The organism is Caballeronia sp. LZ034LL (genome assembly GCF_031451215.1).
In the GTDB taxonomy this organism is placed as follows: domain Bacteria; phylum Pseudomonadota; class Gammaproteobacteria; order Burkholderiales; family Burkholderiaceae; genus Caballeronia.
In genome coordinates this window covers 2,293,420-2,312,793 of sequence record NZ_JARUXR010000001.1, presented here as the reverse complement: position 1 = coordinate 2,312,793, position 19,374 = coordinate 2,293,420, and the positions used below count along the sequence as shown (strand labels likewise).

Annotated in this window: 16 protein-coding genes; 8 read left to right on the top strand and 8 right to left on the bottom strand. The window is 64.3% G+C overall.

Going from position 1 to position 19,374, the window contains the following annotated elements:
* Positions 1 to 73: 73 nt before the first annotated feature.
* The gene (locus QCE83_RS10620; RefSeq protein ID WP_404984463.1) at positions 74 to 502 is read left to right on the top strand and encodes a hypothetical protein; all 429 of its coding nucleotides are present in this window, start codon (positions 74 to 76) and stop codon (positions 500 to 502) included.
* Here QCE83_RS10620 and QCE83_RS10615 read toward each other — a convergent pair.
* Entirely contained in the window at positions 472 to 1,680 is a 1,209-nt protein-coding gene (locus QCE83_RS10615; RefSeq protein ID WP_309809475.1) for a glycosyltransferase, read from the bottom strand. The genes QCE83_RS10620 and QCE83_RS10615 overlap by 31 nt on opposite strands.
* 37 nt (positions 1,681 to 1,717) lie before the next feature.
* Entirely contained in the window at positions 1,718 to 3,199 is a 1,482-nt protein-coding gene (locus QCE83_RS10610; RefSeq protein WP_309809473.1) for a hypothetical protein, read from the bottom strand.
* A 381-nt stretch (positions 3,200 to 3,580) separates the two neighbouring features.
* On the opposite strand from QCE83_RS10610, the gene QCE83_RS10605 reads away from it, so the two are divergent.
* Positions 3,581 to 4,717 (top strand): acyltransferase, encoded by a 1,137-nt coding sequence (locus QCE83_RS10605; RefSeq protein WP_309809471.1) that lies wholly within the window; start codon positions 3,581 to 3,583, stop codon positions 4,715 to 4,717.
* Between the two features lie 1,018 nt (positions 4,718 to 5,735).
* Here QCE83_RS10605 and QCE83_RS10600 read toward each other — a convergent pair.
* Positions 5,736 to 6,908: a glycosyltransferase gene (locus QCE83_RS10600; protein ID WP_309809469.1), complete on the bottom strand. Its 1,173-nt coding sequence runs from the start codon at positions 6,906 to 6,908 to the stop codon at positions 5,736 to 5,738.
* Between the two features lie 424 nt (positions 6,909 to 7,332).
* Here QCE83_RS10600 and QCE83_RS10595 point away from each other — a divergent pair, with 424 nt between their 5' ends.
* The 5 genes from QCE83_RS10595 (at position 7,333) to QCE83_RS10575 (ending at position 11,566) form a co-directional block, all read left to right on the top strand.
* On the top strand, positions 7,333 to 8,580 hold the full coding sequence (locus QCE83_RS10595; RefSeq protein WP_309809467.1) for an oligosaccharide flippase family protein: 1,248 nt from the start codon (positions 7,333 to 7,335) through the stop codon (positions 8,578 to 8,580).
* Positions 8,581 to 9,657: a glycosyltransferase gene (locus QCE83_RS10590; protein WP_309809465.1), complete on the top strand. Its 1,077-nt coding sequence runs from the start codon at positions 8,581 to 8,583 to the stop codon at positions 9,655 to 9,657.
* A gap of 220 nt (positions 9,658 to 9,877) precedes the next feature.
* On the top strand, positions 9,878 to 10,357 hold the full coding sequence (locus tag QCE83_RS10585) for an ImmA/IrrE family metallo-endopeptidase (RefSeq protein ID WP_309809463.1): 480 nt from the start codon (positions 9,878 to 9,880) through the stop codon (positions 10,355 to 10,357).
* On the top strand, positions 10,354 to 10,806 hold the full coding sequence (locus QCE83_RS10580; RefSeq protein ID WP_309809461.1) for a hypothetical protein: 453 nt from the start codon (positions 10,354 to 10,356) through the stop codon (positions 10,804 to 10,806). The genes QCE83_RS10585 and QCE83_RS10580 overlap by 4 nt, the downstream gene beginning before the upstream one ends.
* Before the next feature lie 52 nt (positions 10,807 to 10,858).
* Entirely contained in the window at positions 10,859 to 11,566 is a 708-nt protein-coding gene (locus tag QCE83_RS10575) for a dienelactone hydrolase family protein (RefSeq protein ID WP_309809459.1), read from the top strand.
* Between the two features lie 55 nt (positions 11,567 to 11,621).
* Here QCE83_RS10575 and QCE83_RS10570 read toward each other — a convergent pair whose 3' ends face one another.
* From QCE83_RS10570 to QCE83_RS10550, 5 genes are all read right to left on the bottom strand, one after another.
* Positions 11,622 to 12,731 (bottom strand): glycosyltransferase, encoded by a 1,110-nt coding sequence (locus QCE83_RS10570; protein ID WP_309809457.1) that lies wholly within the window; start codon positions 12,729 to 12,731, stop codon positions 11,622 to 11,624.
* A 96-nt stretch (positions 12,732 to 12,827) separates the two neighbouring features.
* Positions 12,828 to 13,877 carry a UDP-glucose 4-epimerase GalE gene (galE, locus tag QCE83_RS10565; protein ID WP_404984459.1) on the bottom strand — a complete coding sequence of 350 codons (1,050 nt, stop codon included), beginning with the start codon at positions 13,875 to 13,877 and terminating at the stop codon, positions 12,828 to 12,830.
* Between the two features lie 21 nt (positions 13,878 to 13,898).
* Positions 13,899 to 15,038 carry a glycosyltransferase family 4 protein gene (locus QCE83_RS10560; RefSeq protein WP_309809456.1) on the bottom strand — a complete coding sequence of 380 codons (1,140 nt, stop codon included), beginning with the start codon at positions 15,036 to 15,038 and terminating at the stop codon, positions 13,899 to 13,901.
* Positions 15,039 to 15,171: 133 nt separating this feature from the next.
* On the bottom strand, positions 15,172 to 15,978 hold the full coding sequence (locus QCE83_RS10555) for a glycosyltransferase (protein WP_309809452.1): 807 nt from the start codon (positions 15,976 to 15,978) through the stop codon (positions 15,172 to 15,174).
* Complete coding sequence (locus QCE83_RS10550) at positions 15,975 to 17,237, bottom strand: oligosaccharide flippase family protein (RefSeq protein ID WP_309809450.1); 1,263 nt, start codon at positions 17,235 to 17,237, stop codon at positions 15,975 to 15,977. Before QCE83_RS10550 ends, QCE83_RS10555 begins: the two co-directional genes overlap by 4 nt.
* A 517-nt stretch (positions 17,238 to 17,754) precedes the next feature.
* Here QCE83_RS10550 and QCE83_RS10545 point away from each other — a divergent pair.
* The gene (locus tag QCE83_RS10545; RefSeq protein ID WP_309809448.1) at positions 17,755 to 19,155 is read left to right on the top strand and encodes a phosphomannomutase/phosphoglucomutase; all 1,401 of its coding nucleotides are present in this window, start codon (positions 17,755 to 17,757) and stop codon (positions 19,153 to 19,155) included.
* The last annotated feature ends 219 nt before the right edge of the window (positions 19,156 to 19,374 follow it).

Here is a 19,374-nt window from a genome sequence, read left to right as displayed (position 1 = left end):
TCGCCGTCCGACCTGGTTTTTTGGTGTCCCGCTCGTGAAAAAGCCCGCCTTACTTGCACTCGCACTCGTTTCGATGTCTCTCGCCGCCTGCTCGTCCGTCGAGAAGGAGCAAAGCAAGGAGCGCCTGTTCATGCTCTCCCAGCAATCGCTCGACGACGCCCAGCGCAACGCCACCGTCGCCTGCCGCGATGCCGCGCAATGCGACGCCGTGTGGACGCTGACCAAGACCTATGTCGAGCAGAATTCGAAGGAGCGGCTGACCCGCGCCGATGCCGACGCGATCGAAACCGACGTGCCGTCCGGCTCGGGCAAGCCGGTGTTCTCGGCGACGCGCGTGGCCGCGGCCGGCGGCGGCGCGACGGTGTCGCTGTTCGCGCAATGCAAGGGCATGTATGAAGACGAGCGCGCACGCGGCTCCGACTTCGACGACTGCGCGAAGAAAATCCTCTCGGTGCAGAACGGTTTCGTGCCTTATCTCGAGGCGCGCTTGCCGGCGAACTGATCGCGCGAGAAGACGCCGCCTTGCGGGTCTGCGTTCTCGCGCAGGACCCGCAGCAGATCCTGCGACATCGCTTCCACATGAAAGCGTGTGGTGAAGGTGTCGAGCGCCTGCTTGCGCATCGCGTCGCGCGCGGTGGGGTCCATTGCCAGCCAGGCTGACAGCCCTGAGCTCGCGCCCTCGACGGTATCCGCCGTCACGATGCCCGCGCCATCGGCCTGTACCTCGCGCCAGATGTTGACCTTGTCGGAGATCAGCACCGGCAGGCCCGAACCGAGCGCCTCCGCCACCGCAATGCCGAAGTTTTCCTGATGCGAGGTCAGCGCGAAGAGGTCGCTCGTGCGGAAGGCGCCCCATTTCAGATCGCCGCCCAGCATGCCGGTCCAGGTCACTCGCTCTGCGATACCCAGTTCAGCAGCCAGTGCGCGCATCTGCGCGGCGTAGGCGTTGTCGTCGGGGCCTGCCATGACGAGGTGGGCGTTCGCATCGACGTCGCGTACGCGCGCGAAGGCCTTCAGCAACACGTCGCACGCTTTCTTTTCGTGGATTCGGCCGAGGAACAGGATGATGCGCCGGCCCGCCAGTTGCGGAAACTTCGCGAGAAAGGCCTCGCGCAAGGCCGCCGAATCCTCGGGCGGCGGCCGCGTGCCGAATGCCACCACTTCCTCGTGCGCGCGATACAGCCTGAATGATTCACGCGCGAGCAGGCGTTCCTCCTCGGTCGTGAACAGCACGCGGCGCGCATCGCGCAGCACGCGGTACTCGGCCCAGGGCCAGTAGAGGCATTTCTTCAGATGCTTGAGCGGATAGGTCCGCTTGAACCAGGGATCGAGCATGCCGTGCGGAAACACGTAGTACGGCACGCTGCCGCCGTGCAAGGCCTTCCATGCGCCGAAACTGTGGTACTGCCACAGCCCGTTGACGATCACCGCGTCGAAGCGCGGCGCGTGTTCCTTCAGCCAGGGCACGAGCGCCGGACACAGGCCGTAGAAGCCGCGCGACGGTCCGAGCGCGTGCAGCCGCAAGCCGAATCCCGCGACATGGGGCGCATCGGGCGCATCGAGCGACGCTGCTTCGACCTCGTGGCCCATCGCGCGCAGGCTGAGGCCGCTTTGCAGCACGCCTTCGGTGGGGCCGCCGGCGCGTGGATCGACGGTGGAGAGCAGGTGCAGGATCTTCATGACGGGCGGGCCGGGTCCGTGAGCGAGCGCAGCGACTTCAGGCGTTGGGCGCGAACGAACCGGCGCCGGGCGGCGGCTCGTGGCGTCCGGCGCCGTGCGGCAGGCCTGGCGCGGCGGCGCTGTGCGCCGGCAGGATTTCCGGCAACGGTTCGTCGTGCGGGCGCGGGTCGGGCGGCATGCCGCCGGGCATGCCGTCCTGACGCCGGCGTGCGCGTGCCTGCTGCGAGGCGGTTTCGGCGGCGCGCATGCGCATGGCGTGAGCGATGCGCGCATAGGACGCGACCAGCAGCCCGAGCGCCACGCCGAACACGACGCCCGAGAAGCGGTTGCCGAGCGGATTGCCGCCGATCGACGTGGCGGGCAGCGCCGCGACGACCAGCAGCGCGCGGCCGAGCACGGGCAGATAGAGCGTTTCGGGGGCGCGATGACGCCACGAGCGATAGGCCATCGAGCCTTTCCAGAGCGCCCAGAGCAGCGCGATGGGCAGCGCGAGCCCGAACAGCAGGCCGCCGGCGAAGAACTGGTAGACCCAGAAATTGTGGCCTGCGGACCATTCCTTGATCGCGTAGAAATCCTTCTTGCTGAACTGGCCGGCGAGGTCGGGCAGGTAGGTGGGCGAATAGCGATAGTCGTGACCGTAGCCCATGCCGACGAGCGTGCCGAGCGTCGAGGCGGTGGTCTGATCGAGCTGGTCCTTCATTTCGGCGAGCCGCGTGATGGTGGTCGGATCGCGGCCGGACTCGGTGTCCTTCTTGAACGACATGCGCTGGACCCAGTGTTCGCCGACGCCGGGGAAGAACGTGCTGGCCGCGACGGCGAGCGCGCCGAGCAGGGTCATCATGGCGACGGCGCGCAGGCCGGCGCGCACCAGCTTCTTGAACGAGGGCGCCGCGAGCCAGGTGGCGAAGGCGAACAGCAGCACGGTGCCGACGACGAGGCTGCGCGTCACGCTGAGCAACTCGATGACGATGGTCGCGAGGAACAGCAGCACGGTGAAGCGGGTGTAGCGCTTGACCACGACGAACTCGTGCAGCAGCAGCCCTTGCAGACAGAGGAAGGTGACCGAGACGATGCGGAAGCGCACGCTTTCGAGATTGCCGCCGGTGGCCATGCCGAAGCCGAAGCTGAAGACGAGGGAGGCGATCATCGACCAGTACATGGCGTGTTCGAGCTGACCGAGGCGCTTCGGGTCCCATGGCCGGCAGGCGACGAAATAGCCGAGCAGCATTTGCCCGAACGGCAGGATCACGCGCATGTAGTTGCCGGAGTCGTTGCCCTGCATGGCCTGGGTGGCGATGCTGCCGAGTATCGTGATGAGAAACAGCGACGTGACCAGCGTGCGCAGGCGCGAGCGCTGTGCGAAACGCGGCGCAATGAGCAGCAGGAAGCAGCCCGCGAGAATCGAGGGCACGGTGAGCAGGATCTGGATAGCTTTGCTGGCCGTTTCGGCGCCCTTGAAATCGAACGCGAGCGGCAGCAGGAACAGCCAGACCCAGACGACGGCGAACTTGTTGCGCATGGCGTTCTCTCGAGAATCGCAGCACTCTTTCGAGTCTTCAACGCGGTGTCGATGCCGTGCCGGGCCGATGCGCCCGGCGAATGCGTCGTTTCCGGCGTGCCGGAAAGGTGAACCGACTATACAGCCGGTCATGCGGCGTGCCGCCGGGGGCGGCGTCCAGCGACTAGCGTTCGGCGCGAAAGGACGGATGCGCATGTGCGCCGCACCACGCTGGGGTCGCGTGTCGTGATGGCGGGGGCCGATGTCTGCAAACGGCGTGATTCTGGCGGATCGTCCCGGATTGGCGGAACGAAGATTGAGAAGCCGGAGCCGGTTTGCGGCGGCGCGGTTGCATGCGCGCGATTCGATGACGATAAACGACCTTCGCAGACGGGGTAGAGCATGGGCTTGTTCGGCGCGACACGCATGCAGGGACCCAGCCGCTCGATCGAACTGGATTTCATCCGGGGGCTCGCGATCATCGCGGTGATGGGGTATCACTTCCATTCGTATCCGACGGGCAGCGCGTTCATTGCGGCGATCGAATATCCGCTGAAGAACTTCGGTCACGAGGGCGTCAATCTGTTCTTCACGCTGTCGGGGTTTCTGGTGGGCGGGCTGTTGCTCAAGCAGTATGCGCAGCAGGGGCGTATCGACGCGGGGCGCTTCATCGTGCGGCGGATCTTCAAGATCTGGCCGGCGTATTACGTGCTGATCCTGTTCCACGTGATTGTCGGGCGGCATCCGGCGAATACCTTTCTCGTGCAGAACCTCACGCATTTGCAGAACTACTTCGGGTCGTCGATTGCGCAGACCTGGAGTCTTGCGGTCGAGGAGCATTTTTATCTGTTCCTGCCGGTGTTGTTGATCGTGCTGGCGCGCTGGCGTACGCGGGTGGATGCGTTGCTTGGCGTGCTCGGGACGCTGTGTCTCGTGGTGCTCGTTGCGCGCAGTGTTGCGGTGTATCGCGGGGATCTGCAGGGGACCTTCTTTTATACGCAGTACCGCATCGACAGTCTGTTGTTCGGGGTGATGCTCGCGGCGCTTTACTGGATGAAGCCGGCGGTGTATCAGGCGATTGCGCGGCGCAAGGGGATGCTCGTTGCAATGGTCGTGGGGGTCGTGCTCTGGCTCGTGCTCGGGACGCGCGATGTCGCGCTGGATCAAAGTATCGGGTACACGGTTCAGGCGGTCGGGTTCTGTGCGTTGATCGTGTTGACGCTCGAATATTCGGGTTCCTGGCGGATGTCGAGGGTTTATCGGGTGATCGGGTGGATTGGCGTGTATTCGTATGGCATCTACCTGTGGCACTCGCTTGCGCTTGCACCCGGGGATATGTTGATTCGCAAGGCTGCGGCGTTGCATCTGCCCGCTGTTCCGGCCTGGTTCGCCATCATGGGGGCGCAGTTCGCTATCGCCATCGTGGTCGGGTATGTGACGACGCGGGCCGTCGAGTTTCCCTTTCTTCGCATCAGGGATGCGTGGTTTCCCGCTCGCAGGAAGGTTGAGGTTGATCTTGTGGGTGGGAAGCAGGCTTGATCGGTTTTCATTGCAGTGCGCTTGTTGTTTGCTCGCGCTTCTATGGACTTCCCGCATTCGCGTCGGTCTATTAGCACTGCCCCTCCCCGGGGCGGGGGTAACTTTCTTTGCTGCTGCAAAGAAAGTCACCAAAGAAAGCAGCTTTTTTTCCCGCCCAGCGTCACCTAGCGGCACGACACAGAACCATGTTTCTGGCCCGGCAGTAGAGAGTGCCCTCATAGGCCACACCGGGCGTGGATCGCGGACCCACTGCCACAACGCGCCGTTTAACGAACTGGTGCAGCACCTGAAAGCGCCGGCCCAGCGCTACGCGCTGCCGAAGGGTATGCAAGGGAAACCAACGAGGAATTTGCGCGGTGAGATGGATTTGCCGGATAACAAGTCACGCGCGGACCTTTTTAACCGGACAGCAGCGTGTAGGCATCGAGACATGGGTAACACGTGTGTCAGGACATGGGTAACACTTCAGACCAATAACGCGTCCCAAGTCGATCATGGGTGGATTAGCAGCCTCGCGCATCTGAACGGAGAGCGACACAAACTTGTTGTGTTACCTATGTCCTGACACACCCGTTACCCATGTCCTGAGTCTACGCACGCCGATTGATACACCGGGTCCCCGCGTGCACGCTCATTAGGCCATCCATCTCACCGCGCAAACCCCTCGTTGGCGTCCGTTGCATACCCTTCGGCAGCGCGCAGCGCTGAGCCGGAACTATTAGGTGCTGCACCAGTTTGTTGGACGGCGCGTTGTCACAGTGGGTCCGCGATCCACGCCCGGTTAGGCCTATGAGGGCACTCTCTACTGCCGGGCCAGTGAGGCAGTTCGGTGTCGTGCCGTTACGTGACGCTGGGCGGGAAGAAAAGCTGCTTTCTTTGGTGACTTTCTTTGCAGCAGCAAAGAAAGTTACCCCCGCCCCGGGGAGGGGCAGTGCTAATAGACCGACGCGATAACGGGAAGTCCATCGAAGCGCAGGCGAACAACGAACGACAACAAGCGCAAGCAGAAAAAAACCCTTCAAACCGCCTGCCTCAAAGTCTCCTTAAACTGCGCAAGTGTGTTGCGCTCCAACAGATGCCCGGCCACCTGCGGCCGGCCCCTCCTCGCGAGGACATCATCGAGTGCCCGGTTGATCGACGCAACCGCCAGATCCTCGACCACCGGTCCAAGCTCCCCGGTCCGGCAGAACCATCCAATCAGTCCATCCGCCGTCGCCACGACCGGCTTCCCGAAGCGATATGCCTGCACCAGCACGCCGCTCATCCCGTAATGCCCCTTGTACCCCAACCACACCACATCGCAAGCCGAAAACAGATCAAGCTCGTCCTCGCTCGAAATGAAGCGGTCGAACACCACCGGCGCCGGTGTCAGCGCCGCCAGCGCCGCACTCAGCCGGGCGCGCGTCTCTGCATCCTGCGACCCCGCAATGACCAGCGTCGGCCCATGCGATCCACTCGCCCGCCGCCCCAACGCCTCGATCAACTCGAACACGCCCTTGCGATCGTTGATCGCCCCGTACACCAGCACATGCGTGCCGTCCGACAGCCCCAACCGCGCCCGGGCGGCAGCCGGATCGGCGGCGCGCGCATCGGGAAACGGATCAGCCAGATAGTCGATGCTCGCGCCCGCCGCATGCGCCCGGCGCTTCCACCAGTCCGGCAAGGTCGGGTCGATCGTCAGCAAGGTCTTCATGCCGCCCGCCCGGATCGCGCGCGCGAACAGCGTCCCCTTGATCGCATTAACCAAAGGCCGGCGCGGCGCACGCACGCCCACACGATGATGATGAAAGTTCGAACGCATCGTGATGCCCACCCACGGCGTCGCGCCGAACGGCGACCCCAGGAACGGCAGCGCCAGCAGGAAGTAATCGACATAAGGCACGACAACCAGCGCCGCCCGCCGCTCACGGCTCGCTTCGTCGTACATGTGCCGGAACTGCCGGTGCATCCGGACATAACCGAGCTTCGACGCCAGCGCGCCGCTTCGCACCGGCGGCGCGACAAACACCATGTCGAGACCGGACGGCGCCGCCTCGCGAATCCTGCGCGCCAGCGGATGGTCTTCGTTGCACGGGTCCGTCACGATCGCACAACGGAATCCGGCTTCCATGTACGCGTTCGCCGCCCATTCGGCATAACGCCAGCGGTGGCCGCTGAAGTCGGGTTCGATGATGAAGACGCTTTCGGTCATCGCAGGGGCCCTTGCGGTCTCTGTACACGTGGGTCACGCGTGAAGCGGACAGGACAACGCCGCCGACGTCCGTCGATTGCGCCGACGAATCAACACTAGCACCGGCCGCACGTCATCGGACGCCATATGTGAGCGTTTATCCGCGTGCCCTCCGCGTTCCCAAAGCGGCGTCCGGAACCCCTTTCGCAACGGCGACGCGCCCGCAATCCGCATCGCTACCCATTTCGGGCCGATTTCGACTACGCGTTGGCGTCCGTCGCGGCACGGCGCACGATACTTTTGCCACAGTCGCCTGAAAAGAAGCGCGGCCGCGCTCGCATCGCCGTCCGGACAAGGCAATGCAACGGCTCGCAAGGTGGTCCGCACGCGATACCGACATATCGCGGCGCCACGAATTGAAATCTCAGTTGCGCGGGGAATTCGAGTGAGATCGGTCCGGCTTCCTTTTCTTCCGGCACGCGCGCGGTTCGAGCACGATGCAGCGTTCTGGGTGCTGCTCCAGCAAGTCGTCGTGCGCGGGTTCGTGGCCATCAAGTTTCTCGCCATCGGCCGGATTCTCGGGCCGGAAGCCATCGGCGCCGTCAGCATCGCGCTGCTCGCCGTCGCCATCGCCGAATCGCTTTCCGATACCGGTCTCGCCCAGGCCGTCGTGCAAGGACGCGACGCGCCCACCCACAGCGAACTCGGCGCCGTCTGGACCACCCTCGCCATGCGCGGCCTGGCGATCGGCCTGCTGCTCGCCGCCCTCGCACCGTTCATGAGCAGTCAGTTTCATCTGAGCGGTTCTGTCGGACTGATCCTGCTCGCCGCCGTGCTGCCGCTGCTGCGCGGCATCGCGTCGCCCGCGTATTTCGTCGTCACCCGCCAGCGCGGCTTCCAGAAGCTCGCGGGCGTCGAAACCTCGGCCGCGTTCACCGATTGCGCCATCGGCCTCGTATGCGCGCTGTCCGGCGCTGGCGCGTATTCCGTGCTGATCGGCCTGGTCGCCGGCGAACTGCTCAAGACCGTGCTCACCTGGACCAGCATGTCGCCGCGCCCGCCGCTGCGCTTCTCCTTCGCGGGAATCGGCCATTACGTGAACTTCAGCCGCTGGATCTGGGCGGGCAGCGTGGTCAACCTGCTGCTCAACCAGTTCGACAAGGTGGTCGTCGCCAAACTGCTCGGCCCGGTTCAGCTGGGCGCGTACCAGATGTCGTCGAAACTCGCGCAGATGCTGCTCGCCGATGCCGCCATCGCGATGTCGCAATACCTGTTTCCCACCTTCTCCGAGCATCACCGGCGCGACGTGCGGGCCGCGCGCAAGCTGTTCCGCCGCTATCTGCTGCTCGCGGCGCTGGGGCTGGCGCTGTTCGTCATCGTGCTGCGCTGGGCCGCCGAGCCGCTCTTCAACTTCGTGCTCGGTCCGGCCTGGCTGTCCGCCGTGCCGCTCTTCAGGATCTTCGCCATCAACATGGCGATCGGCGCGATCATCGCCGTGCTGGTGTCGTGGCTGCGCGCCGCCGGGCTGCCGAAGGTCGCGACGCATGCGTCGATTCTCCAGGCCATCGTGCTGTGCGTGACCGTGCCGGTCGCGACGCATCTGTGGGGCGTGACCGGCATCGCCTGGGCCATGACGCTGGGGCTCAGTGCGGCCGCGGGCTGGATGCTGTTCCGAATCATGCGGGAGGCGTGAATGCGCATAGTCCACCTCGTGCTGACGCCGCGCCTGTCGGGCGCCGAAGTCCTGGCGAAAGATCTCGCGCTGCATCAGCAGAAGGGGGGCGAAACGGTCGCGGTGGCCTCGCTGATGCCGGCGCACGAGGATTTCACGTCGCTCAGGGCGGAACTCGTCGCCGGCGGGGTGCAATGTCTGTTTCCGGAGCGCAGGCAGGGGCGCTTCGGCAAGCTGTGGAACCTGTACCGCACCATTCGCGGCTATCGCGCCGACGTGCTGTTCGCGCACGCGACCATTCCCGCGTTCTATGCACGCGCGCTGCCGCTCGCGGTGCCGGTCGTGTATGTGATGCATTCGGCCGCCAACGACTTCGAGCGCTCGATGTTCCGCAGCGTCGAACGCCTGCTGTCGCACCGGGCGCGCGCGGTGATCGCGGTGTCGCCGAACAACATCGACGATTACGTCGGCGCGGTGGGCCGCCATCCGTCGATGACGCTGATCCCCAATGGCGTCGACATGGCGCGCTTCGGCATGCGCACGCGCACCCAGGCGCCGGAGACGGCGCAGATCGTGCAGATCGGGCGCTATACCTCGGTCAAGAACCAGCTCTCGACGGTGCATGCGTTCCGCCAGGTCGTCGACCGGGTGCCCGCCGCGCGATTGCTGCTGTGCGGCGTGATCGAGGATCCCGCCTATCACGCGGCAGTGGGCGATCTGATCGACAAGCTCGGGCTGGCGGATCGCGTCAGCCTGCAAGGGCCGCGCACGGATGTCGCCGACCTGCTGTTCTCTTCCAGCGTGTTTGCGATGCCGTCGCGCTCGGAAGGGCACAGCATCGCGTTTCTCGAGGCGCTCGCCTCGGGACTGCCGGTGGTGGCCAGCACCATCCGGCCGTTCGGTTTCGCCGCCGATCTGCCCGGCGTGCATCTGTGCGATCCCGACGATACGCAGGCCTACGCCGATGCCCTCGTGCGCGCACTGGCCGAACCGCGTTCGCATCGGCCACTGCCGGGGCTCACGCTCGCCGATACGGCAGCGCGTTATCTTGCCGTCGCACGCGAGGTCGCGCGGCCGCTTCGCGCAGCGGCGGTCTGATTCTTTGTTGCCTTTCGGCTTCTAATGCGGTCTGCTTCTTCCTTTTCGTCAGGGGTTATCGATGCCCTCGACGCGCGCCGCTTCCCTTTCTTCTTCATGACGCCAGCCATTCGGACTAGGTGCGTAGAGACGCGCAAAACCCGATGATAGACTGCATCGCCATATCGCCAAGGATGGCGAAGTATCTGTTTTGGTAACGGATGATGAAGGGAAAGGAAACATGCTGAAAAGGATTGCGCGTTACATGCTTGCGAAGCATTGGGACGGGAAATTGCCCGTCGACACTTTTGCTATTGCCCGGTCCGAGAACGTGACCGTGCAGCTTGAACCGGACATGGGCGCCGTGTACGGGCGCTTCGATTTCGTTGACGGACAGCCGCGCATTGTCGTCAATGCCGATGCCCCGGAGCTGAGGCAGCGTTTTGTCGTCGCGCACCATCTGGGACATCTGGCGCTGGAGCACGGCACGCATTTCACGTGTGCCTCACGCCAGTTTTCACTGTATCAACTGGACGAAATCGAGAACCAGGCCAATCGCTTCGCGCTGGAAATGCTCGTACCCGGGTTTGCGCTCAACATCCTCATCCAGAAGCGGAACATCACCAACTTTTATCGCCTGACCGATGCTTTCGGAGTAGGCGACCTTGCGATGAAGGTCCGCTTGAAGCAGACCGGATGGATCAAACGAGCACGCATATGAACCGCCTTCCTGTCGTGGCCGAGCGCGATGAAACCTCGGATCTCACCTTGCAGTCCGTGCATGAGGAGCGGGTGGCAGCGCATCCCGCGCTCATTGAAGAGGAAATTGCTGATCGAAAGCAGTATCGTCAGCTCAGAGCGTTTTCTATCTACGGTGTGGCGGGACTGATCGCCACGCTGGCAACCTTGTTCGTCGCGTGGACTGCGTCGTTCGGCATGAAACTCCATGAGAGTTTTCGGGCGGATCCTGCCTTGAGCGTATTCCTTCTCACGCCCATGGCCGTGATGTCCGCTTCGGTCGTCTTGCCGTTGCTCGCGCTCGTTCGCTTCGTGTTCCGGGACACCTCCAGCGACGACGAACCTGCTTCACCCACCCTCTGGCAAGCCCTGCTCAAGGAACTGGCCGATCTACTCAAGCAGTACCTGAACCGCGGCAGACCCGCGACCTGACCAACTCGACCGCGCATTGCACGACCCACTCCATCTCGCACAGGAGACCTTCATGTCCGACATGCTCAGCATCTCCACCCCCGACGGCAACTTCGACGCCTATGTCGCCTATCCGGCCTCGACGCCTGCGCAGGCTCCCGCGCCTGCAGTCATTGTCATCCAGGAAATCTTCGGCATCAACGGCGACATGCGCGAAACCTGCGACGAATATGCGCGTCAAGGGTACGTCGCGCTGTGCCCCGACCTGTTCTGGCGTCTCGAACCCAACGTCGTTCTGACGGACCGCACCGAAGCCGAATGGCAGCAGGCCATGAAGTACTACAACGCGTTCGACCTGAACACGGGCGTCGAGGACATTGCCGCGACCATCGGCTTCGCGCGCGGGCTGCCGCAGGTGCGGGGAAAGATCGGCGCGGTCGGCTTCTGTCTCGGCGGGCTGTTGTCCTTCCTGACGGCTGCGCGCACGGATGTCGACGCGGCGGTCGCGTACTACGGCGGCGGCACGGACCAGCATCTCGGGGAAGTGCCGAAGATAAGCATTCCGCTGCTGCTGCATCTCGCCGAAGCGGATGAATTCATTCCGGCGGATGCGCGCAACCGCGTGCTTGCCGCCGTGCAGGGAAAGGTGAACATCGAGGCGTTCACCTATCCCGGCTGTCATCATGCGTTCGCGCGCAACCAGGGTGTGCATTACGATGCCGCCGCCGCGCAGCTCGCCAACGGCCGCACCTTCGCGTTCTTCGCGCAGCACCTGAAATGACCCGAGCCGAGCGCGCCAGAAAAAACGCCGCCCTGAGTGGGACGGCGCGCGTGCTTTATTTCTTCACCGTATGCGGCCGTCGAAACACCAGCCAGCGGGGCGACTTGAAGCGCACGATGCTCACGTACAGCCATACATAGGTGGCCGCGAACACCACGACGAAGCAGAACAGGTGCAGCGTGTGCCGCCAGAAGAGCGTCGCCGGAATCACGGCGATCAGGCACAGCAGCCAGAGGTAAGGCGAGGTGAGCGAATTGCGGCGCGTGAGTTCGTGCGCGTTCTTCACGCCGACGGCCCAGCGCATCAGACGCTTGTAGACGAGCATGTGCAGATGCACGCCGTCCGGAATGCCCGGCGAGATGCCGCGGATGAATTTCTTGCGATAGATCGAGAAACAGGTTTCGAAGATCGGGTACATGAACAGCAGCACCGGATACCAGGCCGAAACATCGCGGTTGCGCATCACGAGCATGATGGCCAGCTCGCCCAGCATGAAGCCGACGAAGTAGGCGCCGCCGTCGCCGAGAAAGATCAGCCCGGCCGGGAAGTTCCAGATGAAGAAGCCCATCACCGCGCCCATCATGATGAGCGAGCCCGACAGCACCACCGGATCGTGAACCTGGAACGCCACATAGGCGAGCGAGGCGAACATCATGAAGGTGACCATCGAGGCGAGGCCGTTGAAGCCGTCGATGATGTTCACCGCGTTGGCGAGCGCCGCGACCGCGAGCACGGTCACCGCACAGGAAACCACGGCATAGGAAAGCACGAAGTCGAGCGGCGGCACGCTGATGCGCGTCACGGCAATGTCGAGAAACGCATACGCCAGTCCGGCGGCGGCCATCGTGCAGAGCAGTCGCACCAGCGGCGACACGCGCTTGGTCAGGTCCTCGACGAGCCCGGACAGGAACGCCGGCATGCCGCACGCAATGATGCCGAGGATGCCGCCCGACACCGCCGGATAACCCCAGCGCAACTGCACCGCGGAAGCGGTCAGTCCGCACAGGATGCCGACGCCGCCGATGCGCGGCACCGGATACGCATGAAATTTCTGCACGCCGGCGAGGTCGGTATCGCCGAGCACGCCTTCCTGGAGATGGGCGAAGCGCACGATGAACAGCGTCACCAGCAGCGAAATCAGGAAGGCAAGCGCGAAACTAAGCATGAAGATGAACCGGAGGAGGGGTTGCGCCCCGCATCGTACCTCATCGGCAGGGACGATCCGGAGCGCGATGCCCGGAGCCGCGCTCCAGGCGAACCCTCAAGCAAAACCGCGCGGGTTCTGCGACTGCCAGCGCCAGTGATCCTCGCACATGCGTTCGATGCCATGCTGCGCGCGCCAGCCGATCAACTCGGCGGCGGCGGCGGGGTCGGCGTAGCACGCGGCGATATCGCCCGGACGGCGCGGCACCAGTTCGTAGGGCACCGGCTTGCCGGACGCCGCCTCGAACGCCTTCACGACATCGAGCACGCTGTAGCCCTGGCCCGTTCCCAGGTTCACGACGAAACTGCGGTCCAGGCGGCGCAGCGCGTCGATGGCCGCGATATGCCCGCGCGCCAGGTCCACGACGTGAATGTAATCACGCACGCCGGTGCCGTCGTGGGTCTCGTAGTCGCTGCCGAACACGCGCAGGCGCTCCAGCTTGCCCACGGCGACCTGCGCCACATACGGCATCAGGTTGTTCGGCACGCCCGCCGGATCCTCGCCGATCAGGCCGCTTTCGTGCGCGCCCACCGGATTGAAATAGCGCAGCGTAGCGATCCGCCATGACGGGTCCGAGACTTCCAGGTCGCGCAGGATCTGCTCGGCGATGAGCTTCGACTGGCCGTAGGGATTGGTCGCCGAGAGCGGGAAGCCTTCGTCGATCGGCACGCTCTTCGGCACGCCATAAACGGTCGCGGACGAACTGAACACGAAGTTGCGCACGTTGCGCGCCTTCATCACCTTGAGCACGGCGAGCAGGCTGCCGACGTTGTTCGCGTAGTACTCGACCGGCTTCGCGACGGACTCGCCCACGGCCTTGAGCGCCGCGAAGTGGATGGCGCCGGTGATGTCGTGTGCGTCGAAGATGCGTTCGAGCGCGGCTTCATCGCGGGAATCTTCCTGATAGAACGCCACCCGCTTGCCGGTGATCTGCTCCACGCGCTGCAGCGATTCGGCACGGCTGTTCACGAGATTGTCGATGACCGCCACGTCATAGCCCGCGTCGAGCAGTTCGACGCAGGTGTGCGTGCCGATGAAGCCTGCCCCGCCGGTGACGAGAATCGTGCCCTGGGTCGCGTTGTTCAGCGACTGCTTGCCATTCATCATGCGCTCTCCAAATAACTCGAATCAGAGTGAAATGCCGGTGATGGCATGTATTGTGCCCTTGTAGCGTTCGACGACATTCTTCTCGTCGAATTCACGGGCCACCTTCGCGCGGCCGCGCTGTGCCATCGCCGCGCGTTCGGCGGCGGGCAGCGTCAGCATGCGCTCGAGTGCCTGGGTAAGGCTGTCCGCGCTCTTCACTTCGCAAAGCAGCCCGGTCACGCCGTGCTCGACCACTTCACGGCAGCCCGGCACGTCGGTGGCGACGATCGGGCGGCCCATCGCCGAGGCTTCCATCAGCGTGCGCGGCACGCCTTCCCGGTACGACGGCAGCACGACGCAGTCCGCCGCGGCAATGAGCGGACGCACGTCGTGCGCTTCGCCCAGGTACTCGACGATATTCTCGGCTTCCCATTGCGCCACGTCCGTGCGGCTGATCGCGCTCGGATTGTCGACGCCGACCGGTCCGAGCAACTGGAAGCGCAGGTGCGCAAAGCGTGCCTTCAGGCGCCGCGCGGCTTCCACGTATTCGGCGACGCCCTTGTCCCACAGCAGCCGGCCGATCAGGATGAAGACGAAATCCTCGCGGACGGGCAGCGGGGTCAGCGCGAATTCGTCGAGATCGACACCTTCTCCATGCAGCCGCCGCGCGCGATCCGGATGCGTCAGCAGCTTTTCCTGCACGAAAGCCGCATGGTCGTCCTGATTCAGGAACCAGATCTCGCGCGGGAAGCGGAACGCGAGGCGGTAGAGCTGTTTCGCGACCTGCGCCGTGCGGCTCTTCTGGATGAACACGTAGCCGAGACCCGTCGTGACTGCAATCGACGGCACGCGGGCGAGCATCGCGGCCAGCGAGCCGTAGATGTTCGGCTTGATCGTGTAGTGAAACACGATGTGCGGGCGCGTCGTCCGATAGGCACGGTACAGCGCAGCGAGGGTCTTCAGGTCCTGGCGCGGATCGGTGCCTTTCGACGCCACCGGCAACTCGACGCAGCGGCAGCCCATTTCGGCGAGCGGCTCGAAGGTGCGGTCGCGCGGCGCGAGGATCGTCACCTCCGCGCCGCGCGCGGTCAGCATGCGCAGCAGGCCGCGCCGGTAGGTGTAGATCGCCCAGGCAGTATTGCAGACGAGGGCAATGCGAAGACTCGACTTTTCTTTCGTCATCCGGAGGTCATGGTTCGACGGCGTGGATCGCGCGGCGTGTCATCGAGTGGCAAGCGATTGACAGGCGCCGCGCGGATTCACCGTGCGCTCAACGTAGCGCAAAACAATTCGAAAACAAATCGACAAAAAAGCTTCAGGCGACGGGCGTGGAGCGCATGAGCCTCGCCTTCAGGCCGCGCAGCAGACTGTACGGCAACGCCAGGTGCGCAACGCTTTTGACGATGCCCAGCCAGTCCAGCGGATTCATCACCCGCAGATGGCGCAGTTGCAGCCGCAGGGTCGAAAGCACCTGCGTCCGCCGTTTCGTCGCGCTGATGCCGGACTCGTTGAGTTCGTAATACAGGCCGAACTCGGGCAGGTTGGCGCCGTCGTGATGCTGCAACAGACGCAGGATCAGATCGAGATCCTCCGCGGCGCGATACTGCGCCCGATAATTGCCCGCCTCGATCACCGCGTCCACGCGCAGCATCAGCGAAGGATGCGTGAAGCAGGTGCGCGCCAGCATCAGGCGGCGCAGCGCGGACGGCTCGCACGGCGGTTTCAGGTCGAACAGCGGCGCGCCCGCGGTGGACACCACATGCGTCCACATGCCCAGCACCGCGACGCGCGGATGCGCTTCCATATAGGCGCGTTGCTTCGCGAGCCGGCCGGGCGTGGCGAGATCGCCGGCGTCGATGCGCGCCGCGTAGCGCACGCCGCGCGCCGCGAGCGCCTCGATACCGGTCTGCAACGCCCGTTCGATACCGCCGTTGCGTGGCATCCGCAGAATCTCGACCTGCAGGTTCGCCAGCGCGGGCGCGATGATCGGCGGGGTGCTGCCGTCGTCGACGATCAGCACGCGCACCGGCGAGGTTTCCCGGAACGACGCGAGCGTGCGCTCGACCTCGGCCTGGCCGTTGAAGGCGGGCAGCAGCAGCATCACATCGGAAAGAGCATTCATGCGCGCAGCCGGAAACGGAGGTAATAGAAGTTCACCGACGCCGCCGCCACATAACCCGCCGCCAGGCCCATCAGCGCGCCATAGCCGTCGAAGCGCGGAATCGCGATCAGGTTCACCGCGAACGCCACTGCGAGCGCGAGCAGCCATTTCGACAGCAGCACGTACTTCGCCTGATATTTGAGCACGACCAGATTGCCGAGCGCCTCGATGCCCGCCGGCACCGACAGCCACACGGCCCAGCGGAACAGGCTGGCGGCGTCGGCATAGTTCGGCCCGAACACGTGCGCGATGATGAAGCCGCCGAGCGCATCCAGCACGGCGGCGCCCGCGGTCATCAGCGCGGCGGTCATCGCGAACAGGCGCAGCAGGTTGCGCCGCAGCAGCCGCGTGTCCTGCACGCGGTACACGAAAGCCGGCGCGATGGTCTGCGCGAGCATCAGCGCGAGCGCGATCCAGTTTTCGTTGAGCTGCTGCGCGGCGGAATACAGGCCCAGTTCGGCGAACGACACGCGATGCGCGAGCATCAGCCGGTCGAGCTTCAGGAACAGATACATGCAGATGAGTCCGAGCCAGAACACCGTGCCTGCGCTCGCGAAATGCCTGAAGAGCGCGCGGTCGAGGCGCCAGCCGAGGCGGCCGCCGTGCCGACGCATGTAGCACAGCACGAGCGCCGCGCTGATGGCCGCTGCTTCGAGCGCCCACAGCCAGCCGAAGCGCGACGGCGCGGCCGCCACGCGGACGAGCGCATAGACCAGCGCCGCCTTGACGATGGCGGCGAGCATGCTGGCGAGCAGTTGCGGCTTGCTGTAGGTCTGGCTCTGCAGCCAGGAATTGACGACGCCGATGAACGGTTCGCGGAACAGCATCGTCACGGCGAGGCCGGCGAGCATGAGGCCGACGGTCGGGTCGATGCCGCCCGTCGCGATCCAGATCCAGGTTGCAATGAGCGCAAGGATTGAGACGCTCATGCGCAGCACAAACGCGCTGCCGAGCACGATGCCGGTGTCGGCGGGCGGGCGGCGCACGATGGTCGGCACCAGGATCTCCGCGCCGCAGACCCAGGTGACCGGCGCGATCACGAGCAGCAGCGTGTTGGCGTACTGCCACTTGCCGAAGTCGTCGGGGCCGAGATAGCGCGCCAGCACGCCCGCGATGACGATTGCGACGGCAATCTGCGTGAGCCGTTCGAGCCCGAGCCAGACGATGTTGGCCAGTGCGCGGGCGACATCGGGATTGCCGGAACGCAGCAGGGCCTTCATGCCGCCGGGTTCCCGCTGCGTACGGGCACGCCGCGTGCTACCGAAGACTGTCCGGCTGCTGAAACCGCGCAATCTCCTGACGAACAGCATTCAATCGTCACGTTATGTGGGATGACGCGCGAAGGCGCTTGATTCGGGGGCATCGGGGCGATGGGGCGTTTGAGCATTGGATTAGAATGAACGCGCCGGTTTTACCGCAACGCGAAAGCCACGAGAGCGCCGAAAGACAGCGATTATAAGTGCGATCCGCGGCGCGTCCGTCCGCTTCGGCGGCGGGGAACGGCTTCAGTGTGTTGCCTTGGCAGTTGCTGCTGCGCTTTGCATCCCGCTTTGCATCCATTTTTTTCAGTCGTATGGGTTTCACAGACGCACAGGCAGAATTCGACACGTCATCACGTTATCGGGCGGTCGTCCGCGCGGCGTCCGCGCCGTGACGGCGGCCAACGTCACGACCTGCATGCCCTCATGGCTGCATCGCCGAGAATTCGTTCATCAATCGACAAGAGGTAGCCATCTCATGAGCCAAGTATCCCAATCCATTTTCAAGGCCTACGACATTCGCGGCATCGTTGGCAAGACGGTCGATCGCGACGTTGCGAAGAGCATCGGCCAGGCGTTCGGCAGCGAGATCAAGAAGCAGGGCGGCGATTCGGTCGTGGTCGCGCGCGACGGCCGCCTGTCCGGTCCGGAGCTGGTCGGCGCGCTGGCGGACGGCTTGCGCGCGGCGGGCGTCGATGTGATCGATGTCGGCATGGTGCCTACGCCGGTCGGCTATTTTGCGGCGAGCGTGCCGCTGCCCTTGCCGTCGGGCGAGCGGCGGGTGGATTCGTGCATCGTCGTGACGGGCAGCCACAATCCGCCCGACTACAACGGTTTCAAGATGGTGCTGCGCGGCGCGGCGATCTATGGCGAGCAGATCCAGGGCTTGTACAAGCGCATCGTCGACAACGATTTCACGACGGGCGAGGGCAGCTACACCGAGTTCGACGTGCAGCAGATGTATCTGGACCGCATTGTGTCGGATGTGAAGCCGGTGCGCGCGATGAAGATCGTCGTGGATGCGGGCAATGGCGTGGCGGGCGGCCTGGCGCCGCGTCTGTTCAAGGCGCTCGGCTGCGAGCTGGTCGAGTTGTTTACGGACATCGACGGCAATTTCCCGAACCATCATCCGGATCCGGCGCACGTCGAGAACCTGCAGGACGTGATCAAGGCCTTGAAGGAAACCGATGCCGAAGTGGGCTTTGCATTCGATGGCGACGGCGACCGTCTGGGTGTCGTGACGAAGGATGGGCAGGTGATTTATCCGGATCGTCAACTGATGCTGTTCGCGCAGGAAGTGCTGTCGCGCAACAAGGGTGGGCAGATCATTTATGACGTGAAGTGCACGCGCAATCTGGCGAAGTGGGTGCGCGAGCAGGGCGGCGAGCCGATCATGTGGAAGACGGGCCATTCGCTCGTGAAGGCGAAGCTGCGTGAGACGGGCGCGCCGCTGGCGGGCGAAATGAGCGGCCATGTGTTTTTCAAGGACCGCTGGTATGGCTTTGATGATGGCTTGTACACGGGGGCGCGGTTGCTTGAGATCCTGTCGCGGGTGGCGGATCCGAGCAAGCTGCTGAACGACCTGCCGGACTCGCTTTCGACGCCGGAGTTGCAGATTAAGATGGAAGAGGGTGAGAACGTTCAGCTCATTTCGAAGCTGCAGAAGAACGCGAAGTTCACGGGCGCCGATGATGTGCTCACGATCGACGGGCTGCGCGTCGAGTATCCGGATGGGTTCGGATTGGCGAGGTCGTCGAACACGACGCCGGTCGTGGTGATGCGGTTCGAGGCCGACAGCGAAGAGGCGCTGAAGCGCATTCAGGAGGATTTTCGTCGGGTGATTCTGGCGGAGAAGCCGGACGCTCAACTGCCGTTTTAAAGCGCCTTCGCGGCGTTTGACTCAGCGGTGCGGTTTCTTTTTTTGCGACCGCGCCGTTATCTTTTGTGCTTGCGCTTGTTGTGGTTCGTTGCTCGCTTGCGCTTCGATGGACTTCCCGCATTCGCGTCGGTCTATTAGCACTGCCCCTCCCCGGGGCGGGGGTAACTTTCTTTGCTGCTGCAAAGAAAGTCACCAAAGAAAGCAGCTTTTCTTCCCGCC

Coding starts and splice junctions, on each gene's coding strand:
- QCE83_RS10605 (WP_309809471.1), top strand. CDS start 3,581: ATGGGCTTGTTCGGCGCGACACGCATGCAGGGACCCAGCCGCTCGATC.
- QCE83_RS10550 (WP_309809450.1), bottom strand. CDS start 17,237: ATGAAGGCCCTGCTGCGTTCCGGCAATCCCGATGTCGCCCGCGCACTG.
- QCE83_RS10545 (WP_309809448.1), top strand. CDS start 17,755: ATGAGCCAAGTATCCCAATCCATTTTCAAGGCCTACGACATTCGCGGC.
- QCE83_RS10585 (WP_309809463.1), top strand. CDS start 9,878: ATGCTGAAAAGGATTGCGCGTTACATGCTTGCGAAGCATTGGGACGGG.
- QCE83_RS10620 (WP_404984463.1), top strand. CDS start 74: ATGTCTCTCGCCGCCTGCTCGTCCGTCGAGAAGGAGCAAAGCAAGGAG.
- QCE83_RS10560 (WP_309809456.1), bottom strand. CDS start 15,038: ATGACGAAAGAAAAGTCGAGTCTTCGCATTGCCCTCGTCTGCAATACT.
- QCE83_RS10580 (WP_309809461.1), top strand. CDS start 10,354: ATGAACCGCCTTCCTGTCGTGGCCGAGCGCGATGAAACCTCGGATCTC.
- galE (WP_404984459.1), bottom strand. CDS start 13,877: ATGATGAATGGCAAGCAGTCGCTGAACAACGCGACCCAGGGCACGATT.
- QCE83_RS10570 (WP_309809457.1), bottom strand. CDS start 12,731: ATGCTTAGTTTCGCGCTTGCCTTCCTGATTTCGCTGCTGGTGACGCTG.
- QCE83_RS10600 (WP_309809469.1), bottom strand. CDS start 6,908: ATGACCGAAAGCGTCTTCATCATCGAACCCGACTTCAGCGGCCACCGC.
- QCE83_RS10610 (WP_309809473.1), bottom strand. CDS start 3,199: ATGCGCAACAAGTTCGCCGTCGTCTGGGTCTGGCTGTTCCTGCTGCCG.
- QCE83_RS10615 (WP_309809475.1), bottom strand. CDS start 1,680: ATGAAGATCCTGCACCTGCTCTCCACCGTCGATCCACGCGCCGGCGGC.
- QCE83_RS10555 (WP_309809452.1), bottom strand. CDS start 15,978: ATGAATGCTCTTTCCGATGTGATGCTGCTGCTGCCCGCCTTCAACGGC.
- QCE83_RS10590 (WP_309809465.1), top strand. CDS start 8,581: ATGCGCATAGTCCACCTCGTGCTGACGCCGCGCCTGTCGGGCGCCGAA.
- QCE83_RS10575 (WP_309809459.1), top strand. CDS start 10,859: ATGTCCGACATGCTCAGCATCTCCACCCCCGACGGCAACTTCGACGCC.